General features: G+C 50.1%; 21 protein-coding genes. 12 read left to right on the top strand and 9 right to left on the bottom strand.

Annotation, left to right across the window (positions count from 1 at the left end; translation table 11 throughout):
- The first annotated feature begins 15 nt into the window (after positions 1–15).
- Complete coding sequence (locus HMPREF2606_RS06925; RefSeq protein ID WP_070712621.1) at positions 16–882, top strand: ATP-binding protein; 867 nt, start codon at positions 16–18, stop codon at positions 880–882.
- Positions 883–947: 65 nt separating this feature from the next.
- Here HMPREF2606_RS06925 and HMPREF2606_RS06920 read toward each other — a convergent pair whose 3' ends face one another.
- Positions 948–1,376, bottom strand: coding sequence for a Spy/CpxP family protein refolding chaperone (locus tag HMPREF2606_RS06920; RefSeq protein WP_070712623.1), 429 nt, complete (start codon positions 1,374–1,376; stop codon positions 948–950).
- A gap of 277 nt (positions 1,377–1,653) precedes the next feature.
- On the opposite strand from HMPREF2606_RS06920, the gene rpe reads away from it, so the two are divergent.
- Positions 1,654–2,334: a ribulose-phosphate 3-epimerase gene (rpe, locus tag HMPREF2606_RS06915; RefSeq protein ID WP_070583379.1), complete on the top strand. Its 681-nt coding sequence runs from the start codon at positions 1,654–1,656 to the stop codon at positions 2,332–2,334.
- A 104-nt stretch (positions 2,335–2,438) separates the two neighbouring features.
- Here rpe and HMPREF2606_RS06910 read toward each other — a convergent pair whose 3' ends face one another.
- Both HMPREF2606_RS06910 and HMPREF2606_RS06905 read right to left on the bottom strand, forming a co-directional pair.
- A complete protein-coding gene (locus tag HMPREF2606_RS06910) occupies positions 2,439–3,821 on the bottom strand; it encodes a phosphomannomutase/phosphoglucomutase (protein ID WP_070843462.1) in 1,383 nt (460 codons plus the stop codon).
- 121 nt (positions 3,822–3,942) lie between these two features.
- A complete protein-coding gene (locus tag HMPREF2606_RS06905) occupies positions 3,943–4,782 on the bottom strand; it encodes a KPN_02809 family neutral zinc metallopeptidase (protein ID WP_070583383.1) in 840 nt (279 codons plus the stop codon).
- A 186-nt stretch (positions 4,783–4,968) separates the two neighbouring features.
- On the opposite strand from HMPREF2606_RS06905, the gene HMPREF2606_RS06900 reads away from it, so the two are divergent.
- A complete protein-coding gene (locus tag HMPREF2606_RS06900) occupies positions 4,969–5,466 on the top strand; it encodes a YbhB/YbcL family Raf kinase inhibitor-like protein (RefSeq protein WP_002232090.1) in 498 nt (165 codons plus the stop codon).
- 76 nt (positions 5,467–5,542) lie between these two features.
- Here HMPREF2606_RS06900 and HMPREF2606_RS06895 read toward each other — a convergent pair whose 3' ends face one another.
- The 3 genes from HMPREF2606_RS06895 to HMPREF2606_RS06885 form a co-directional block, all read right to left on the bottom strand.
- On the bottom strand, positions 5,543–6,052 hold the full coding sequence (locus HMPREF2606_RS06895; RefSeq protein WP_004519830.1) for a peptidylprolyl isomerase: 510 nt from the start codon (positions 6,050–6,052) through the stop codon (positions 5,543–5,545).
- Positions 6,053–6,170: 118 nt separating this feature from the next.
- Positions 6,171–7,589: an SLC13 family permease gene (locus tag HMPREF2606_RS06890; RefSeq protein WP_070712625.1), complete on the bottom strand. Its 1,419-nt coding sequence runs from the start codon at positions 7,587–7,589 to the stop codon at positions 6,171–6,173.
- 264 nt (positions 7,590–7,853) lie between these two features.
- The gene (locus tag HMPREF2606_RS06885; protein ID WP_070712627.1) at positions 7,854–9,026 is read right to left on the bottom strand and encodes a sugar transporter; all 1,173 of its coding nucleotides are present in this window, start codon (positions 9,024–9,026) and stop codon (positions 7,854–7,856) included.
- A gap of 144 nt (positions 9,027–9,170) precedes the next feature.
- On the opposite strand from HMPREF2606_RS06885, the gene HMPREF2606_RS06880 reads away from it, so the two are divergent.
- Positions 9,171–9,380, top strand: a complete 210-nt coding sequence (locus tag HMPREF2606_RS06880; RefSeq protein WP_070843461.1) for a heavy-metal-associated domain-containing protein — start codon at positions 9,171–9,173, stop codon at positions 9,378–9,380.
- A gap of 246 nt (positions 9,381–9,626) precedes the next feature.
- On the opposite strand, the gene cueR is transcribed toward HMPREF2606_RS06880, so the two are convergent.
- The gene (gene cueR, locus HMPREF2606_RS06875) at positions 9,627–10,019 is read right to left on the bottom strand and encodes a Cu(I)-responsive transcriptional regulator (RefSeq protein WP_070646861.1); all 393 of its coding nucleotides are present in this window, start codon (positions 10,017–10,019) and stop codon (positions 9,627–9,629) included.
- 147 nt (positions 10,020–10,166) lie between these two features.
- On the opposite strand from cueR, the gene HMPREF2606_RS06870 reads away from it, so the two are divergent.
- From HMPREF2606_RS06870 to HMPREF2606_RS06850, 5 genes are all read left to right on the top strand, one after another.
- A complete protein-coding gene (locus HMPREF2606_RS06870; RefSeq protein WP_003674677.1) occupies positions 10,167–10,376 on the top strand; it encodes a heavy-metal-associated domain-containing protein in 210 nt (69 codons plus the stop codon).
- Between the two features lie 99 nt (positions 10,377–10,475).
- Complete coding sequence (locus HMPREF2606_RS06865; protein WP_070712631.1) at positions 10,476–12,638, top strand: heavy metal translocating P-type ATPase; 2,163 nt, start codon at positions 10,476–10,478, stop codon at positions 12,636–12,638.
- 87 nt (positions 12,639–12,725) lie between these two features.
- The gene (locus tag HMPREF2606_RS06860) at positions 12,726–12,983 is read left to right on the top strand and encodes a hypothetical protein (RefSeq protein ID WP_070712634.1); all 258 of its coding nucleotides are present in this window, start codon (positions 12,726–12,728) and stop codon (positions 12,981–12,983) included.
- Between the two features lie 122 nt (positions 12,984–13,105).
- Complete coding sequence (locus tag HMPREF2606_RS06855; protein ID WP_070712636.1) at positions 13,106–13,672, top strand: SGNH/GDSL hydrolase family protein; 567 nt, start codon at positions 13,106–13,108, stop codon at positions 13,670–13,672.
- 120 nt (positions 13,673–13,792) lie between these two features.
- Complete coding sequence (locus tag HMPREF2606_RS06850) at positions 13,793–14,041, top strand: CsbD family protein (protein ID WP_070646866.1); 249 nt, start codon at positions 13,793–13,795, stop codon at positions 14,039–14,041.
- Positions 14,042–14,105: 64 nt separating this feature from the next.
- On the opposite strand, the gene trpD is transcribed toward HMPREF2606_RS06850, so the two are convergent.
- The gene (trpD, locus tag HMPREF2606_RS06845; RefSeq protein WP_070712638.1) at positions 14,106–15,134 is read right to left on the bottom strand and encodes an anthranilate phosphoribosyltransferase; all 1,029 of its coding nucleotides are present in this window, start codon (positions 15,132–15,134) and stop codon (positions 14,106–14,108) included.
- A gap of 88 nt (positions 15,135–15,222) precedes the next feature.
- Positions 15,223–15,813 (bottom strand): aminodeoxychorismate/anthranilate synthase component II, encoded by a 591-nt coding sequence (locus HMPREF2606_RS06840; protein WP_003683598.1) that lies wholly within the window; start codon positions 15,811–15,813, stop codon positions 15,223–15,225.
- 175 nt (positions 15,814–15,988) lie between these two features.
- On the opposite strand from HMPREF2606_RS06840, the gene HMPREF2606_RS06835 reads away from it, so the two are divergent.
- From HMPREF2606_RS06835 to kdsA, 3 genes are all read left to right on the top strand, one after another.
- A complete protein-coding gene (locus tag HMPREF2606_RS06835; RefSeq protein WP_070712640.1) occupies positions 15,989–17,530 on the top strand; it encodes a YdgA family protein in 1,542 nt (513 codons plus the stop codon).
- A 78-nt stretch (positions 17,531–17,608) separates the two neighbouring features.
- Positions 17,609–17,992, top strand: coding sequence for an aspartate 1-decarboxylase (panD, locus tag HMPREF2606_RS06830; RefSeq protein ID WP_003678944.1), 384 nt, complete (start codon positions 17,609–17,611; stop codon positions 17,990–17,992).
- A gap of 74 nt (positions 17,993–18,066) precedes the next feature.
- Positions 18,067–18,909 (top strand): 3-deoxy-8-phosphooctulonate synthase, encoded by an 843-nt coding sequence (gene kdsA, locus HMPREF2606_RS06825; RefSeq protein ID WP_070712641.1) that lies wholly within the window; start codon positions 18,067–18,069, stop codon positions 18,907–18,909.
- The last annotated feature ends 13 nt before the right edge of the window (positions 18,910–18,922 follow it).

Below are 18,922 nucleotides of genomic sequence, written 5' to 3'. Positions count from 1 at the left end.
AAAAAGAAAGCCGAAATGAAATTATCCAATTTTTTGAAAAAAGCGAATTCCGTTTTAAACCGTCTGGATTTAATCCTGCCTGACGAAGCCGGTAAAACCGACTGGCGCGCTTTGGCCTACCGTTGGCACAGCGTGGGCAAAAAAGGCATTTTGGAAAGCCTGCCGCGTCCGCATACGTTTCCTTTGAGCAGATTGGCGGCAGTCGGTTCGCAAACCGACAGGCTGAAACGCAATACCGATCAATTTTTGGCAGGCCGTCCGGCAAATAATGTCTTGATGACCGGCGCACGCGGTACAGGCAAATCCTCCTTAGTTAAAGCGTTGTTGCACGAATACGCCGAGCGCGGTTTGCGTTTGATTGAAGTGGATAAGAGCGATTTGATTAGCTTGCCGGCTTTATTGACGCTGTTGTCCGATCGTCCTGAGAAATTTATCGTTTTCTGCGATGATTTGTCGTTTGAAACCGGCGATGAAACCTATAAAGCCTTGAAAACTGCTTTAGACGGCGGACTGTCGCAACGTTGCACCAATGTTTTGGTTTATGCCACTTCCAACCGTCGTCATTTAATTCCTGAATACATGGATGAAAACGGCGGTACTACGGGCACTCGCGGTGAAATCCATCAGAAAGAGGCCGTCGAGGAGAAAATCTCTCTTTCCGACCGCTTTGGCTTATGGCTGAGTTTTTATCCTTTCGACCAAAACGATTATTTGACCGCCGTAGCCAACTGGTTGGAAGATTTCAATGTGCCTTTTGACGATACGGCGCGCCAAGCCGCGTTGCAATGGGCGCAAATGCGCGGCAGCCGTTCGGGCCGCTCGGCATGGCAGTTTGCCTGCGACTGGGCAGGACGCTTGCCGGAAGAAAGAGTGCTGGATTAAGGCTGAAAAAGTAAAGGCCGTCTGAATATGGTTTCAGACGGCCTTTTTGTATTTTTATTTATCCATCAGCGTAAACATGAAGACAACCACTGCTGGCGTTGGCGCGGATTGAGCAGATGATAGAGGCGGTATTGGATTTCCATTTCATCCACTGCATAGTCCATGCTGGAGAGGTAGCGGCTTTCAACATAGTCGCGGGCGGCGTTTGAGTCGAATGAGTCGCCGGAGAGGATTTTGATAATGGTTTGACGGCGGTTGCGGTCGGAGCGTACGGTTTTGCGGTAGGCTTTATCGTTGATTTGTTTGAAGTCGGTACGCAGGCGGCGCAGGGCGGCGTGTTGATCGGCGGATAAATTAAGCTGTCGGATGTCGCAATTCGGGTGGAAGTCGTCCAAAGTGGCCAGAAACGGACTGGCGTGTGCAGGCAGACTGGAACAGAGTAGGGCAAGTGCTAAGAAAATAAAAGTCGGATAGCGGGAAAGTGCAACAGACACGGTGTTTTCCTAATGTTTCATCAGGTTTGGAAATATAACCGATAAGCGTGTGAAAGGCAGTATCAATGCAGTTAACTTTTGTTAATGATGTTAGATTTTTTTGCACATGTATGTAATCTAATAATTTATTTTCAAAGCCTTACTATGTGATTATAAGTTTCATTAATGTATATGAAATGTAAATTCATAAAAATGACGGCAGAGATGTTGTCGGCAGCATACAACATAGGGTTAAAAATGCGATAATGACAAAGGAACACACTTTAGGAGAATAAACATGACCGACTACCGTATTGCCCCCAGTATTTTGTCTGCCGATTTTGCCCGCTTGGGCGAAGAGGTTGGCGAAGTTATCCGCGCCGGTGCGGATTTGATTCATTTTGACGTGATGGACAACCATTATGTACCGAATCTGACTTTCGGCCCTATGGTTTGCGCGGCTTTGAAACCGTATGCAACCATGCCGGTCGATGTGCATTTGATGGTTGAGCCGGTGGACGATTTGATTCATGCGTTTGCCAAAGCCGGTGCCAATATCATTACTTTCCATCCCGAAGCCAGCCGCCATGTCGACCGCAGCTTGGGTTTGATTAAAGAATACGGCTGTCAGGCTGGTTTGGTATTGAATCCTGCTACGCCGGTCAATATTCTGGAAAACGTTTTGGATAAACTGGATATGGTGTTGCTGATGTCGGTCAACCCGGGCTTTGGCGGACAAAGTTTTATTCCGAATACGCTGGGGAAAATCCGCAAAGTGCGCGAGATGTTGGATGAGTATGAACGGCAAAGCGGCCGCCATATCGCATTGGAAGTCGATGGCGGCGTGAAGACAGACAATATTGCTGAAATTGCGGCGGCAGGTGCGGATACGTTTGTTGCCGGCTCGGCGATTTTTGGCAAACCGGATTACAAAGCCGTTATTGATGAAATGCGTCAACAGTTGGCGCAAGTCGGATAACTAAGCCGGGATATTCTTGGTTTCCAAACTTTAAATAATCAATGTTTAATATTAAAGGCCGTCTGAAATGATTTTCAGACGGCCTTTTGTTTTAGCCTAAACCCTTATAGCGGCCATTTCAATGCAGGATTGCTTTCAATGACTGCTTTGAATTGGTTTTGAATACGCTCAATCGCTTCTTGCGTATCCGCTTCAAAACGCAATACCAAAATCGGCGTGGTATTGGAAGCACGCATCAGGCCGAAGCCGTCAGGGAATTCAACGCGCAAGCCGTCGATGGTGATGATTTCGGTCACACCTTCAAACTTGGCATTGGCAGCCAGCTCTTCAATCACTTTGTGGCCGTTGCTGCCTTCGGGCAGGTCGATGTTGAGTTCCGGAGTGGAAATGCTTTGCGGCAGCTTGTTCAACACTTCGGACGGATTGTCGAAGGCAGACAGGATTTCCAAGAGGCGTGCGCCGGCATACATACCGTCGTCGAAGCCGTACCAGCGTTCTTTAAAGAAAACGTGGCCGCTCATTTCTCCGGCAACCAGTGCACCGGTTTTTTTCATGGTGGATTTGATGAAGCTGTGGCCGGTTTTCTCCATGACAGGATCACCGCCGTGTTCTTTAATCCAAGGCGCAAGCAGACGGGTGGATTTGACGTCGAAAATCACTTTGGCTTTAGGATTGCGGCTCAACACGTCTTGAGCGAAAAGCATCAGTTGGCGGTCTGGATAGATGATGTTGCCGTCTTTGGTGACTACGCCCAAGCGGTCGGCATCGCCGTCAAATGCCAAGCCGATTTCGGCATCGCTGTTTTTAAGCTCGACGGTGAGGTCTTGCAGGTTTTTCGGTTTGGAAGGATCAGGGTGGTGATTAGGGAAATTGCCATCCACTTCGCAGAAAAGTTCGGTCACTTCGTTGCCCAAGCCTTTGTAGAGCTTGCCTGCAAATGCGCCACCGACACCGTTGCCCGCGTCAATCACGATTTTCATCGGGCGTTTGAGCTTGATGTGGCCGACGATGTTGTTGTGGTATTCGCCGGAGATGTCTTTTTCGGTTACGCTGCCTTGTTTATCGGCGGCAACAAAACCGTCTTTCTCAATAATGGCTAAAAGTTCTTGAATGGCTTCGCCTGCGAGCGTGTCGCCGCCGAGCATCATTTTGAAACCGTTGTAATCGGGCGGATTGTGGCTGCCGGTAATCATTACGCCGCTGCCGCCGCATTCGTTGATGGCTGCGAAGTAGAGCATAGGGGTGGCAACCATGCCGACATTGAGGACGTCGATGCCGCTGTCTGTAAAACCGCGTTGAATCTGCGCCATCAGGCCGGGACCGCTCAAACGGCCGTCGCGACCGAGTGCGATGCGGGTAATGCCTTTTTCGGAGGCTTTGGTAGCAATAGCTTTACCGATTAAGTAGGCAGCTTCGTCGGTCAGGGTTTTGCCGACGATGCCTCGGATATCGTAGGCTTTGAAAATGTCGCGGGCGATATTTGCCATGTGGATTTCCTTTAAATTTAAGTGGAAATAATGGGGTTTATTCTAACACGGCTAAAAGGCCGTCTGAAAAAATCAGACGGCCTTTTGTCGTTACATCAAAGAACAGTGTTGTTTGGACGAATCAATTGTTGAAAGTGTTGCACTGGTTGATGTCGCCGCTTTCCAAACCGCGCTTGAGCCAAGTCATGCGTTCTTCGGACGAGCCATGGGTAAAGCTGTCGGGAACGACATAGCCCTGCGCCTGTTTCTGCAAGCGGTCGTCGCCGACGGATTCGGCGGCAAGCATCGCTTTTTGAATGTCTTCTGTTTTGAAGATATTGTTGTTGATGGCGTAGTGTCCCCAAATACCGGCGAAGCAGTCGGCCTGCAATTCGAGTTTGACGGAAAGGGCATTGGCCTCTTTTTTGCCGACTTGCTGTTGCATTTTGTGGATTTTAGGCAGAATGCCGAGCAGGTTTTGAACGTGATGGCCGACTTCATGGGCAATAACGTAGGCAAACGCGGCATCGCTGGCGGATTCGAGCTTGGTGCGCATGTCTTCGTAGAAACTCAAATCCAAATAAACTCTTTGGTCGCCCGGACAGTAAAACGGGCCCATGGCAGATTGGCCCGTACCGCAGGCGGTGGACGTACTGCCTTCATACAACACCATGGTTGTCGGTGTGTAGTGTTGGCCGTGTTGCTGGAAATATTTACTCCATGTTTTTTCGGTATTAGCAAGGACGACACGGGACAGTTCTTTCAACTCGGCTTCTTGTTGGCTGTCGAGTCGGGAAGCTTGCTGGGTAGGAATGCCCATCGAAGATGAGCCGCCAACCAAACCGCTCAAATCCACGCCGTAATATGCGCCGATCAAAACCACGATAATGCCGAGTATGCCCGGCGTTTTACCGCTGCCGCCGCCACGGCTTCCGCGGCGATCTTCGACGTTTTGGCTTTGTTCACGACCTTTCCAATCCATAATGCGTATCCTGTGTAATTTTCATGCGGCGGATTATACTATGGAATGTCAAATGTGTTTGATCGAATTGTGAATATTGCTTGAGGCCGTCTGAAAATGCGGCATCGGGAAAGTGAAAACGGCAGTATCTTTCAGACGGCCTTGGTGTTTGTTAGAATGAACAAACCTACTATTGGGAGATATAAGATGAAAGTCAGCAGTAAAGCTATTGTCAACGGCGAATTTGAAGACAAATACGGCAAGCGCGGCAGCCAGTTCAGCCCGAGCGGTATGCCTTCTTATTCGATTCCTTTTGAGATTGAAGATGCGCCTGAAGGAACAAAATCGTTTGCCGTGGTGCTGGAAGACAAAGATGCCATTTCAGCATCCGGCTTCGTATGGACGCATTGGTTGATTTCGGATTTGAAACGCACTTCCGTGGCAGAAAATGAAAGTATTTCTGCAACAGATTTCACACAGGGCGCGAACACTTGGGCGAGTGCGTTGGGTAAATTTGAAATTGAAGAGGCTTCTTTTTACGGCGGTATGGCACCACCGAACAACCGCCATCGTTATGAACTGATTGTGTACGCGCTGGATACTGTTTTGGATTTACCGCGCGGTTTCCGCTTTAATGAGCTGCATTTTGCCATGCAGGGTCATGTCTTGGATTCGGCATGCGTGGTCGGTACTTATGATGTGTGACGGTATGCGTCATTATTGAAAAACAGCCTATCCGGTTTTAATTCGGACAGGCTGTTTTTATGGGAAATCAAATCAATTAAACCACTTCGGCTTTAGTGATGATGACTGGTTCGCTCGGTACGTCGTCGTGGTAGCCGTGACGTTTGGTAGAAACGCCTTCGATGGCATCGACAACGTCAAAACCGTCAACGACTTTACCGAATACGGCATAGCCCCAGTCTTGGACTACGGTTTTGCCGTACAGCTCTTTAGAACGGAAGTTCAGGAAAGCGTTGTCGGCAGTGTTGATGAAGAATTGCGCGCTGGCAGAATGAGGATCGGAAGTACGCGCCATGGCGATGGTGTATTTTTCGTTAGGCAAACCGTTGGACGCTTCGTTTTGAATCGGATCGCGGGTTTCTTTTTCGTTCATGTTTTCATCCATGCCGCCGCCTTGAATCATGAAGCCTTTGATGACGCGGTGGAAGATTACGCCGTCGTAGAAGCCGTCTTTAACGTATTGCTCGAAGTTTTTAGCTGTAACGGGGGCTTTGTCGAAATCGAGTTCGATTTTGATATCGCCTTTGTTGGTGTGCAGGATAATCATGGGTTTCCTTTCGTTAGAATCCGGTTTTGAATCATTCGTTAAATTGTGTCTGAACGACAAACTTCAAGGCCGTCTGAAAAATATTCTTTCAGACGGCCTGGGATATGGTTTTACGGGTTTACGGCATCAGGACGAAATAAGCCCACAGCGCAACCAATACGATACAGAGGACGTTCAGCAATAAGCCAACGTTCATCATTTCGCGTTGCTTAATCAAGCCTGTACCGAACACAATCGCGTTAGGCGGCGTGGCAACCGGCAGCATGAAGGCACAAGATGCGCCAATGCCGATGACGAATACCAAGACTTGTTCGGGCAGACCCATTTGTGCGGCGATGCTGGCGAAAATAGGTACAAGCAAGGCGGCGGAAGCCGTGTTACTGGTGAACTCGGTCAGGAAGATGATGAAGGCGGCAACCACGAAAATCACCAGCAATGCAGGAGAATGGGAGAACGTGGAAGCAACTTGCTGACCCAGAGCTTCAGATGCGCCGGAAGATTGCAGCAATGCGCTCAAGCTGATACCGCCACCGAAGAGCATCAATACACCCCAGTCGGTATTGCGGGCAACTTCTTTCCATTGCGCCACGCCGAATACGACGACGGCAACGGCGGCAATCAGCGCGATAACGGTATCGGGGTTGGAAATGCCGAATGCAGCTTTGATTTTGGAGCTGAATACCCAAGCGATGGCTGCGGCCAAGAAAATCAACAACGCGATAACGCGGTGCAAAGTCCAAGGGATAGATTCGGCTTTAACTTCCACGCGCTCGTTCAAATTAGGTTTGAGGATGACGTACATGGAGAACAGCATCAGCGGCAGAATCAACAGCATCATCGGCAGGCCGAGCTTCATCCAGCCGACGAAGTCCAAGTTCAGCGCTTTGGCGGCAATCATGTTCGGCGGAGAGCCAACCACGGTGCCCAAGCCGCCGATACTGGCGCAGTAGGCGATGCCAAGCAGGACGAAGACGTAGGTTTTGCGTTCTTTTTCTTGGTCGAGGTGGCTCATCATGCCCATTGCCAAAGGCAACATCATCGCGGCAGTCGCAGTGTTACTGATCCACATAGACAGGAAAGCGGTAACGGCAAACAGCATCAACACGGCAACTTTCATATTGCCGCGGGACAAGCGCAACAGGCTGACGGCGATTTTACGGTCGAGACGTTGCATGTGCAGGGCGGTTGCAAGCGCGAAGCCGCCGAAGAAGATATAAATCGTCGGGTCGGAGAAACCAGCCATCGCTTTTTTGATGTCCATATCTGGGAAGCCGAGTACAACGGCAAGGATAGGGATCATCAGCGCGGTAACGGTAATGTGTACGGCTTCGGTAAACCAAAGTGCCGCAACAAAAAGCAACAGCGCGATACCTTTATTGGCATCGGGGCTGTAGGGAAGGATGTAATAAATGCCGAAGCAGACAACAGCAGAGATAATGGTCGTCAGCAGTCCTTTAAAGTCGGTAATCGGCTTCTGCGCACTGAGAAGCTCGACGTTCTCAGGATGCTGAGTCTTATCCTTGGCGTTTAAGTCCATGATGTATTCCTCTGAAACATGATTGGTTTTTCTTTTCAGCCGTACGTTCAGACGGCCTAATAGGCGACAGTATATTTGTAATTTGATGTAGTGTAAACAAATTGTAAATTGTTTTTTAAAAATGAAATGAAAACCGGATAAGCAGCAAGAAAACTGCTTATCCGGCGAATGAAGACCCATCGTGGGTTAATAAGAATCGGGACAAACCGGTAAAACTACCAAAATTACGGCCAGGTCAGTAATACCATCCTGATTTATATGGATTTAAACGTTTTGCGTCAGATTGTCTTGTTCCTTAAACAACAAGCCGCAAACGGCCAGACCTGCCGCTGCCAGCAAGGCTCCGGCAATGCCGATATTGGAAAGGCCGAACCAGACGGTCACATAATGTCCCAAAAGCGCACCGCCGCCGATACCGACGTTGTACAAACCTGAATAAATCGAGTTGGCCACATCTGTTGCATCTGAGGCAAATGCCAAGACTTTCGACACCATGCCCAAGCTGACAATGACGATGGCCACTCCCCAAATAAACACCAGCGCGTACACCGCATAAGGGAAAGAGGCAAACGGCAGAAGAAGCAGGGCAGAGAGCAGGATGACCGCCACCGCGCCAAGCATAAACAGGCGTTGCGATTTGGCAAACCATTTGCCAAACAAATAAGAAGCGGCAAAGCCTGCCAAACCGTACAGGCTCAAAACGATGGTAACTTGTTCTGCCTTAAATCCGCCAACTTGCAACACAAAAGGCTCGATATAGCTGTATGCCGTGAAGTGTGCCGTAATAATCAACACCGTCATGGCATAAAGCAACATCAGGTTGCGGCGTTTGAACAAACTCGGCAGGCTGCTTAAAGAGCCGGTATTTTGGCTGGGTAAAGCAGGCAGGTTTTTGGCCAACACCAGCATTACGCCGGCAGCACAGCCCCCGATCAGCAGGAAGCTGAGCTGCCAGCCGAAGTATTGCCCGACCACGCGCCCCAGCGGAATGCCCAAAACCATCGCTAAAACCGTACCCGTACTGAGCAAGCCCAAAGCCTGATTGGTTTTGCCGGCGGGGGCAAGCCGTACCGCCAAAGAAGCCGTAATTGACCAAAAGACCGCGTGTGTCAGCGCAATTCCGATACGGCTGACCAAAAGGATGTTGAAGTTCCAAGAAAAGAACGACAGCGCGTGAAACAGCGCAAACAGTGCAAACAGCATCAGCAATAATTTGCGCCGTTCGATGTTTTTCGTCATCAGCATCAGCGGCAGCGATAGGAGCGCAACAATCCATGCATACACCGTAATCATCATGCCCACTTCCGTTGCCGGTTTGCCAAAGCTCTGACCGATGTCGCTCAAAAGCGCAATCGGAATGTATTCGGTGGTATTGAAAATAAATGCACCCACCGCCAGCGCGCATACGCTAACCCATTGTTTGAATGTTGAAGTCATTATTATGTCCGTTTGATGAAGCAAAGGTCGTTATTGTACGCCTATCTGCATTTTTCAGACGGCCTTAATGAAGAATTTGCAAGCTGTTTGTGTAAGGAGTAAAGTATTTGGCAACTATATTTGTTTGAATGAAAGGAAATACAAATGCAAACTGTTACCCTCAATATCGACGGCATGACCTGCGGCGGCTGCGTGAAAAGCGTAACCCATCTTTTGGAAGGCGTAGAAGGCGTGGAAAAAGCAGAAGTCAGCTTGGAAAACAAAAATGCAGTGATTACTTTTGATGAAAGCAAGACAGATACCGATGCGCTGATTGATGCCGTAGAAGACGGCGGCTACGATGTGGCTTTGTAACCGATAAGCGTATTTTGAAAAGGCCGTCTGAAACGCTTCAGACGGCCTCTGTCTCTTGATAACTTACTTTTTGCCATTATTTGGATTACACCGCCACACGGGTAAACAAAAGTTTTCGCGCATATCTGAAGCAAAGCGGCGGCAAGTGGCTGCCGTATTACGACGAGGCCTGTACCAAACCGTTAGCGGCCGACTAAGGCTACCTGAAACTTTTCAGGTAGCCTGTTTCTATTCTGCCAAAGCCGCCTAACGCTCCTCCAGCCCGGCCAAAATCGCACAATCCGGGAAGTCGTCTCCCGTGCAGGCATCGTGCCAACGTTGCAGCTCGGCCACCATGCCCTGCAAGCGTTCGATTTTGGCTTCCAGCTCGGCGATGTGCCGCGCAGTGAGCGTTTTCACTTCGCGGCTGGTACGCTGCGGGTTGTGTTGCAGGCTCAAAAGCTGCCCGATCTGCGGCAGCGAAAAGCCCACTTCCCGCGCATGGCGGATAAAGCGCAGCCGGACAAGGTCGGCCTGTCCGTAGCGGCGGTAGCCCGCTTCGCTGCGCGCGGCCGGGGCGATTAGGCCGTGCTTTTCGTAGTCGCGGATTTGTTTGGCGGAAAGGCCGCTCTCGGCCGCGGCCTGGCTGATGTTCATCATGATGCTTGACCTTTACTTCGGGTGAAGCTTTATAGTGGCGGCACTTAGCAGGAAAGCAAGAGCAGACCCATCATTTCAGGCTACCTGAAAGCTTTGGCTGCAACGGGCTTTAAAACCTCAGCCTCATTCCAACAGAAAGGAAACCCTATGCAAACCATCACATTAAACATCGAAGGCATGACCTGCGGCGGCTGCGTGAAAAGCGTTACCAGCATCCTCGAAGGCGTAAACGGCGTGGACAAGGCCGAAGTGAGCCTGGAAAACAAGAACGCCGTCGTGGAATTCGACCCCGCCCAAACCAACCCCGCCGCGCTGATAGAAGCGGTGGAAGACGGCGGCTTTGATGCGGCTTTGTAAATCGAATCGCAACAAATCGACTGCAACACCCCAAAGGCTACCTGAAAACCCTGCTCCGCTTTTTTCAGGTAGCCCAACCACATTCAGAAGGAAGAAACCATGCAACAAAAAGTCCGTTTCCAAATCGAAGGCATGACCTGTCAGGCCTGCGCTTCGCGCATTGAAAAAGTGTTGAACAAAAAAGATTTTGTCGAATCGGCAGGGGTAAACTTTGCCAGCGAGGAGGCGCAGGTTACGTTTGACGACAGCAAAACTTCCGCTGCCGACATCGCCAAAATCATTGAGAAAACCGGTTACGGCGCAAAGGAAAAAACGGAAGATACATTGCCGCAACCTGAAGCAGAACACCATATCGGCTGGAGGCTGTGGCTTTTGCTGGCCATTAATATTCCGTTTTTAATCGGCATGGCAGGCATGATGATCGGGCGGCACGATTGGATGATTCCGCCTGTATGGCAGTTTGTGCTGGCAAGCGTGGTGCAGCTTTGGCTGGCCATCCCGTTTTACAAAAGCGCGTGGGCAAGCATTAAAGGCGGACTGGCGAATATGGACGTGCTCGTTACCATCGGCACGGTGTCGATTTACCTGTATTCCGTTTATATGCTGTTTTTCAGTCCGCATGCGGCGCACGGCATGGCGCATGTGTATTTTGAAGCAGGCGTGATGGTGATCGGTTTTGTGTCGCTGGGCAAATTTTTGGAACACCGCACCAAAAAATCCAGCCTCAACAGCTTGGGCTTGCTGCTCAAACTCACGCCTACTCAAGTCAACGTGCAACGCAATGGCGAATGGAAACAGCTTCCCATCGACCAAGTGCAAATCGGCGACCTTATCCGCGCCAACCATGGCGAACGCATTGCCGCCGACGGCATCATTGAAAGCGGCAGCGGTTGGGCGGACGAGAGCCATCTTACCGGCGAATCCAACCCCGAAGAGAAAAAGGCGGGCGGCAAAGTGTTGGCGGGCGCGCTGATGACCGAAGGCAGCGTGGTGTACCGTGCCACGCAGCTCGGCAGCCAAACCCTGCTCGGCGACATGATGAACGCGCTCTCCGAAGCGCAGGGCAGCAAGGCGCCGATTGCGCGCGTAGCCGATAAGGCGGCGGCGGTGTTTGTGCCAACTGTTGTGGGCATCGCGCTTCTGACTTTTATCGCCACTTGGCTGGTAAAAGGCGATTGGACGGTTGCGCTGATGCACGCCGTTGCCGTTTTGGTAATTGCTTGTCCGTGCGCGCTCGGTCTGGCGACGCCCGCCGCGATTATGGTCGGCATGGGCAAAGCAGTGAAACACGGTATTTGGTTTAAAGATGCGGCGGCAATGGAAGAAGCCGCCCACGTCGATGCCGTCGTGTTGGACAAAACCGGCACGCTGACCGAAGGCAGACCGCAGGTTGCCGCCGTTTATTGCGTACCCGACAGCGGCTTTGACGAAGACGCTTTGTACCGCATCGCCGCCGCCGTCGAACAAAACACCGCCCACCCGCTCGCCCGCGCCATCGTCTCCGCTGCCCAAGCGCGCGGTTTGGACATTCCTGCCGCACAAAGCGCCCAAACCGTTGTCGGCGCAGGCATTACCGCCGAAGTGGAAGGCGTGGGTTTGGTGAAAGCAGGAAAAGCCGAATTTGCCGAACTGACCTTGCCGAAGTTTTCAGACGGCGTTTGGGATATTGCAAGCATTGTTGCAGTCTCAGTTGACAACAAACCTATCGGCGCATTCGCACTCGCCGACGCATTGAAAGCCGATACCGCCGAAGCCATAGGCCGTCTGAAAAAACACAATATCGATGTTTACATCATGAGCGGCGACAACCAAGGCACGGTCGAATACGTCGCCAAACAACTGGGCATCGCACACGCCTTCGGCAATATGAGTCCGCGCGACAAAGCCGCCGAAGTACAGAAACTCAAAGCCGCCGGCAAAACCGTGGCGATGGTCGGCGACGGTATCAACGACGCACCCGCGCTCGCCGCCGCCAACGTCAGCTTCGCCATGAAAGGCGGAGCGGACGTTGCCGAACATACCGCATCCGCCACGCTGATGCAGCATTCGGTCAACCAACTCGCCGATGCCCTGTTGGTATCGCAGGCGACTTTGAAAAACATCAAGCAAAACCTGTTTTTCGCCTTCTTCTACAATATCTTGGGCATTCCGCTCGCTGCGCTTGGCTTTTTAAATCCCGTCATCGCAGGCGCGGCAATGGCGGCAAGCTCGGTTTCGGTATTGGGTAATGCCTTGCGCCTGAAACGGGTGAATATTGAGTGATAATATAAAGGCCGTCTGAAGACTGTTTTTTCAGGCGGCCTTTAATCCATATTTTCTGATTTCGAGACCCAAGCGGGAGTATGTTGTATGGACATGATGTTGTTTACCAATATTGTATTGATTGTTTTATGTATTTTTACCATGTTGTTGGTGTGGTCGCGCAACTGGAAACGCAAGCAGGCGTATTTTGAGAAAATCAAGAGCAATCCGGAAAACCTCAAGTGGGTTGGGCAAAATCTGACCGGTCAGGAATGGAAGGATTTGAAAGCCGTAAGCGACCATTTTGGCCTGCCCATGTTGCAGGCCAAGCAATTAATTGATTTTTATAAAAACAGTCAGCGTTAATTTATGATTTAACAATAAAACTTGACTGAAGTTAAGGCCGTCTGAAATAGCACTCTTATAATAATATAAGTGATATTTCAGACGGCCTTGCTGTTTGTTTAAATAAAGGGAGGAGAACAAAAATGACCGTTTACTTAATCGGCGATTCCGTTCGGCTTGCATCGGAGCCTTACATGCGCACCGCTTTGCCTGAGGCGGATATTGTTTCTCCATCGGAAAACTGCCGTTCGTCGCATGATGTGTTAGAGCATATCAGGCAATGGACAGAGGACGCGATTGTGGGAGACATTATTCACATCAACTGCGGTTTGCACGATATCCGCCACAATCAAGGCTGTAATGAGCCGGTGGCCGATATAGAAACCTACCGCAATAACCTGACCCAAATTTTCGATTATCTGAAACAGACAGGTGCAAAAATTATTTGGGCGAGCAGTACGCCGTTTTTGGAAAGCGTACACAATATCGTCAAACCCTCGCGCCGTTATCTGGCTGATTTGAAGGCCTATAACCGTGTGGCAGAGGATTTGGCAAGGCAATATGGCTTTGCCGTCAATGATTTATACGGTTTGATGTTTGAGCAGGATTTGACCGATGTGATGCTGTGCGACGGGCTTCATTTCAATGAGTTTGGCAGTAAGATGATAGGCAAGGCAGTAGCCGAAGCGATATTGAAACAGATGGATTGACCTAATTTAACTCGTTTTGTCATGTTTTGGCTTTCAGACGGCCTTTAAAGTTGAAACGAAGCCCCCGATATAAGGTAATGCAGCACTCATCCTATCAACATTTAATCCAGGAGTATGACCATGAGCGGCGAATTAGATAAAATCAGCGGTAAAGTAAAAGAAGTGGCTGGCGATGTATCCGGCAATGCTAAACTTGAAGCTGAGGGCTTGGTTCAACAAGGCGTTGGCAAAGTAAAAGAAGTGGTCGGCGACATTGAAGAAAAAGCAGGCGATGTTTTGCAAAAAGGCAAAGAAGAAGCTGAGCATTTGGTTGATGAAGCCAAAGAAAAAGCTGAAGGCTTGATTAATGATATTAAAAGCAAATTTTAATATTTAAAGAATAAAAGGCCGTCTGAAAGATTTTTCAGACGGCCTTTGTTTATGGTTTTACAGTTTAGGCAAACTGTTTGCCAAATTCGATAAATTCGTCTTTTTTGGCTTTGGCCTTGCCGGAGTCGATGGCTTCTTGAGCAGCTTTGACACCGTCTGCCAGCGAAGCGACCACATTTCCTGCGTAGAGCGCGGCGGCGGCATTGAGGACGACGATATCGCGTGCGGCACCGGCTTTGCCGTCCAGCACTTCGTTCATTTTTTGCAGGGATTCTTGCGCATTTTCGACTTTGATTTCGTCTAAATTGCGGCGGACTTCCATGCCGAAATCGGCCGGGCTGATGTCGTATTCGGTAATTTTTCCGTCTTTCAGTTCGGCAACGCGGGTTTTGCCGGTCAGCGTGATTTCATCCAAACCGCCTTCGCCGCACACGACCAAAACATGTTTGGAACCAAGCTGTTGCAATACGCGGGAAAGAATGCCGCACAAGTCGATGTGGAACACACCCAAGAGTTGGTTTGCTGCGCCGGCAGGATTGGTCAGCGGCCCCAAAATATTGAAGATGCTACGGAAACCGAGCGAACGGCGGACAGGGGCAACATAGCGCATGGCGCTGTGATGGTTGGGCGCGAACATAAAGCCGATGCCGGTTTGCTGGATGCTTTGGGCAACCTGTTCGGGGTTGAGGTTGAGGTTGGCGCCCATTTGTTCCATGGCATCAGCAGCGCCGCTGGATGAAGAAACAGAGCGTCCGCCGTGTTTGGCGACTTTTGCGCCTGCCGCAGCCGCGACAAACATGGAAGTCGTGGAAATATTGAAGGTTTTGGCACCATCGCCGCCCGTGCCGACAATATCGACCAAGTCATCGGCGTTTTCCAGCGGCACTTTGGTGGCAAATTCACGCATCACGCTGGCTGCGGCGGTAATCTCGGAAACGGTTTCAACTTTAATCCGCAGGCCGGTCAGGATGGCGGCGATTTGCTCGGGCGGAACTTGGCCGCTCATGATTTGGCGCATGAGGTCGGTCATTTCATCGTAGAAAAGTTCGTTGTTGCTGATGAGGCGTTCAATCGCTTGTTGAGGGGTAATCATGATTTTTCCTTTGTTCGTGTCCGATGTGATTCAGGCCGTCTGAAAATGCGGTTTGAACATTGTCAAACACCTTTCAGACGGCCTTTCATTAAGATTTTTGCGGACGATAGTCTTTGAATTCTTCCAAGAAGTTTTTCAGCATATCGTGGCCGTGTTCGGTCAGCAGGGCTTCGGGGTGGAACTGTACGCCTTCGACGGCATATTCTTTGTGGCGTACGCCCATGATTTCGCCATCTTCCGTCCAAGCGGTAATTTCGAGGCAGTCGGGCAGGGTGGCGCGGTCGATGGCCAGGCTGTGGTAGCGCGTGCAGTTGACCGGATTGGGCAGGTCTTTAAACATGCCTGTGCCGTGATGGAAAACGGGGGAGACTTTGCCGTGCATCATTGTTTGCGCGCGCACGACATTGCCGCCGAACGCTTCGCCCATGGTTTGATGGCCGAGACACACGCCCATGACGGGCAGCCTGCCGGCAAAGTGCTGCATGGCCGCAACAGAAATGCCTGCTTCTTTCGGTGAGCAAGGGCCGGGGCCGATGACCAGATATTGCGGTTTTAGGGCTTCGATTTCTTCGATGGTAATTTCATCGTTGCAGCGTACCAAAACTTCCTGCCCCAATTCGGCAAAGTATTGAACGATGTTGTAGGTGAAGCTGTCGTAATTGTCGATAAATAAAAGCATTTGCAAACCTTTAATGACATCTTGGCAGACAGGGTAAGGCCTGCCAAAAGTGTAAAAATCGTTTATGTTTGCATAATATCACAATCTTTACCTAAAGGCCGTCTGAAACGGCGGATAAGACAAAACAGCTAAAAAATGCTATGCTTTACGCTTTGAACCTAATCTGTTTGAAGTGATGAAAAAGTATCTTATCCCGACTGCCGCCGTTGTTGTCGCCGCTGCGCTCGGCACGCCTTATTATCTTGGTGTCAAAGCGGAAGAAAGCCTGACCGAGCAACAAAAGCTGTTGCAGGAATCCGGTTTCCTGACCGTTGAGTCCCACCAATACGATCGCGGCTGGTTTAGTTCAACCGAGACGACCGTCATCCGCCTCAAGCCGACCCTACTTCAAAATACGCAAAAATACCTGCCGGACAATTTGAAAACCGTCCTGCAAGAGCCGATTACGGTCATCAACCACGTAACACACGGCCCGTTTGCCGGCGGCTTCGGCACGCGCGCCCACGTGGAAACCGAGTTCCAATACCATCCGGAAACCAAAAAAGTTTTAGACCGCTTCTTCGGCCAGCAAACGCCGTTGACCATGACCAATACGGTTTACCTTTCCGGCGACGGCAAACTCAGCCTCAATATTCCCGCCTTCGATTATGAAGAGCTTTCCGGTATCAAGCTCAACTGGAAAGGCTTTAGCGGCAATACCGATTACAGCCAAGGCTTCAAAAGCTATCGTCACGATTATCTTGCGCCGTCTTTGCAAGTCAAATTGGCCGACAAAGGTGATGTGTCTTTGGAAAACCTGCGCTTCCAATCCGAAACGGAAGACGGCCTGACCAAACTTGCTTTGGGTAAGAGCAGCATTACGTTGGATAAATTCCTGCTGCAATGGAAAGAAAATATCGATTACAACGTTAAGTTGAACGAATTGGTCAACCTTGTGACCAACCTGCAAATCGGTGCGTTTATCAATCCGACCGGCACGATTGCTCCGTCTAAAATCGAAGTCAACAAACTGCGTTTCGATACCCAGACCAGCGAAGTCGATAAATTCATCAACAGTGAAGGCCGCTTCCAATTTGAAAGCCTGACCTATGGCGAAGACAAATACGGCCCTCTGGATATCAATGTCGCTGCCGAACATTTGGATGCCGCATCACTTCTAGCATTGAAAAACAAAATTGCCGAAGTGTCCGTGAAGAAAATGAGCGAAGAAGAAATTCAGGCTTCCTTGATTCAGACGGCCAAAAACGAGGCTTCGGGCCTGTTTACCAACAATCCGGTTTTAAACGTCAAAACTTTCAAATTTACCATGCCTAATGGTGATGTCGATGTCAGCGGCAAGCTTGCCTTTAAAGGTTTGACGGCCAAAGATCTCAACAGCTTGGGCGATATGCTGAAAAAAACCGAAGCTGACTTCAACATGAGCGTACCGCAAAAATTGTTGGAACAACTCGCCGTCAACCAAGCAAGCAGCCTGTTTAGCGTCAATGCCGAAGATGAAGCCACAGGCCGTGCCAGCATCGACGATATCAACGAGACCTTGCGCCTGATGGTAGACAGCACCATCAAAAGTATGGCAAGAGAAAAATATTTGACCTTAGAAGACGATAATGTCAAAACCCATCTGACTCTGCAAAACAGCGAGTTGAAATTAAACGGAAAAGTCCTTCAAAGCGACCCGGAACCCGAGTTCGACGAATCAGACTTTCCCAATAACTAATCCTCAATCACACAAACAGCGGTTTTAGCTTCACTGAAGTTAAAACCGCAGATCAACCCACAATCAAAAAGGAAACCCATGTTCCGTACCATGCTCGGCGGCAAAATCCACCGTGCCACCGTTACCGAAGCCGACCTCAACTACGTCGGTAGCATTACTGTTGACCAAGACCTGCTGGATGCGGCAGGTATTTGCGTTAACGAAAAAGTCGCCATCGTCAACAATAATAACGGCGAACGCCTTGAAACCTACACCATCCCCGGCGAACGCGGCAGCGGTGTCGTTTGTCTCAATGGCGCGGCCGCGCGTTTGGTTCAAAAAGGAGACATCGTGATTATCATGTCTTACGTCATGTTGTCCGAACCCGAAATTGCAGCGCATGAGCCGAAAGTCGTCCTCGTCGATGAGAACAATAAAATCCGCGACGTGATTTCTTATGAGCCGCCGCACACCGTGTTGTAATATTCAAACAAAGGCCGTCTGAAACGTTTCAGACGGCCTGTTTCCCAAATTCAACTTATCTGAAAGGCTTTGCCGTGAATATCCAAATCAACAACATCACCGTCAGCAACGATGCGCCCTTTACCCTTTTCGGCGGCATCAATGTCCTTGAAGACCTCGATTCTACGCTGAAAGCCTGTGAGAAATACGTTAAAGTAACCGATAAACTCGGCATCCCTTACGTGTTCAAAGCCTCTTTCGACAAGGCAAACCGCTCTTCCATCCACTCTTTCCGCGGTGTGGGTTTGGACGAAGGCATGAAGATTTTTCAAGCGGTAAAACGTGAGTTTAACGTTCCCGTGATTACCGACGTTCACGAGCCTTACCAATGCCAGCCGGTTGCAGAAGTCTGCGATGTCATCCAGCTGCCTGCCTTCTTGGCGCGCCAAACCGATTTGGTGGTGGCAATGGCGAAAACCGGCAATGTCATCAACATCAAAAAGCCGCAATTCCTCAGCCCGTCTCAAATGAAGAATATTGTTGAGAAATTCCAAGAAGCAGGCAACGAACAAATTATTTTGTGCGAACGCGGCGCAAACTTCGGCTACGACAACTTGGTGGTCGATATGCTCGGCTTTGGCGTGATGAAAAAAACGTGTAACAACCTGCCCGTTATTTTTGACGTAACCCATTCCCTGCAAACGCGCGAATCCGGTGCCGCTGCGTCAGGCGGACGTCGCGCCCAAGTATTGGACTTGGCGCTTGCCGGTATGGCAACCCGATTGGCTGGTTTGTTCCTCGAATCCCATGCCAATCCCGACCAAGCCAAATGCGATGGCCCAAGCGCATTGCCACTTGTGCAATTAGAAGACTTCCTGACCCGTGTTAAAGCAATCGATGAAACCGTGAAATCGTTTGCGCCTATGGATATTCGTTAAGGGAAAATAAGTT

The sequence above is a fragment of the Neisseria sp. HMSC070H10 genome, from assembly GCF_001837635.1.
Lineage (GTDB): Bacteria > Pseudomonadota > Gammaproteobacteria > Burkholderiales > Neisseriaceae > Neisseria > Neisseria subflava_A.
The sequence above is the reverse complement of the archived record's forward strand: the minus strand, read 5'-3'. Positions and strand labels throughout refer to the sequence as shown.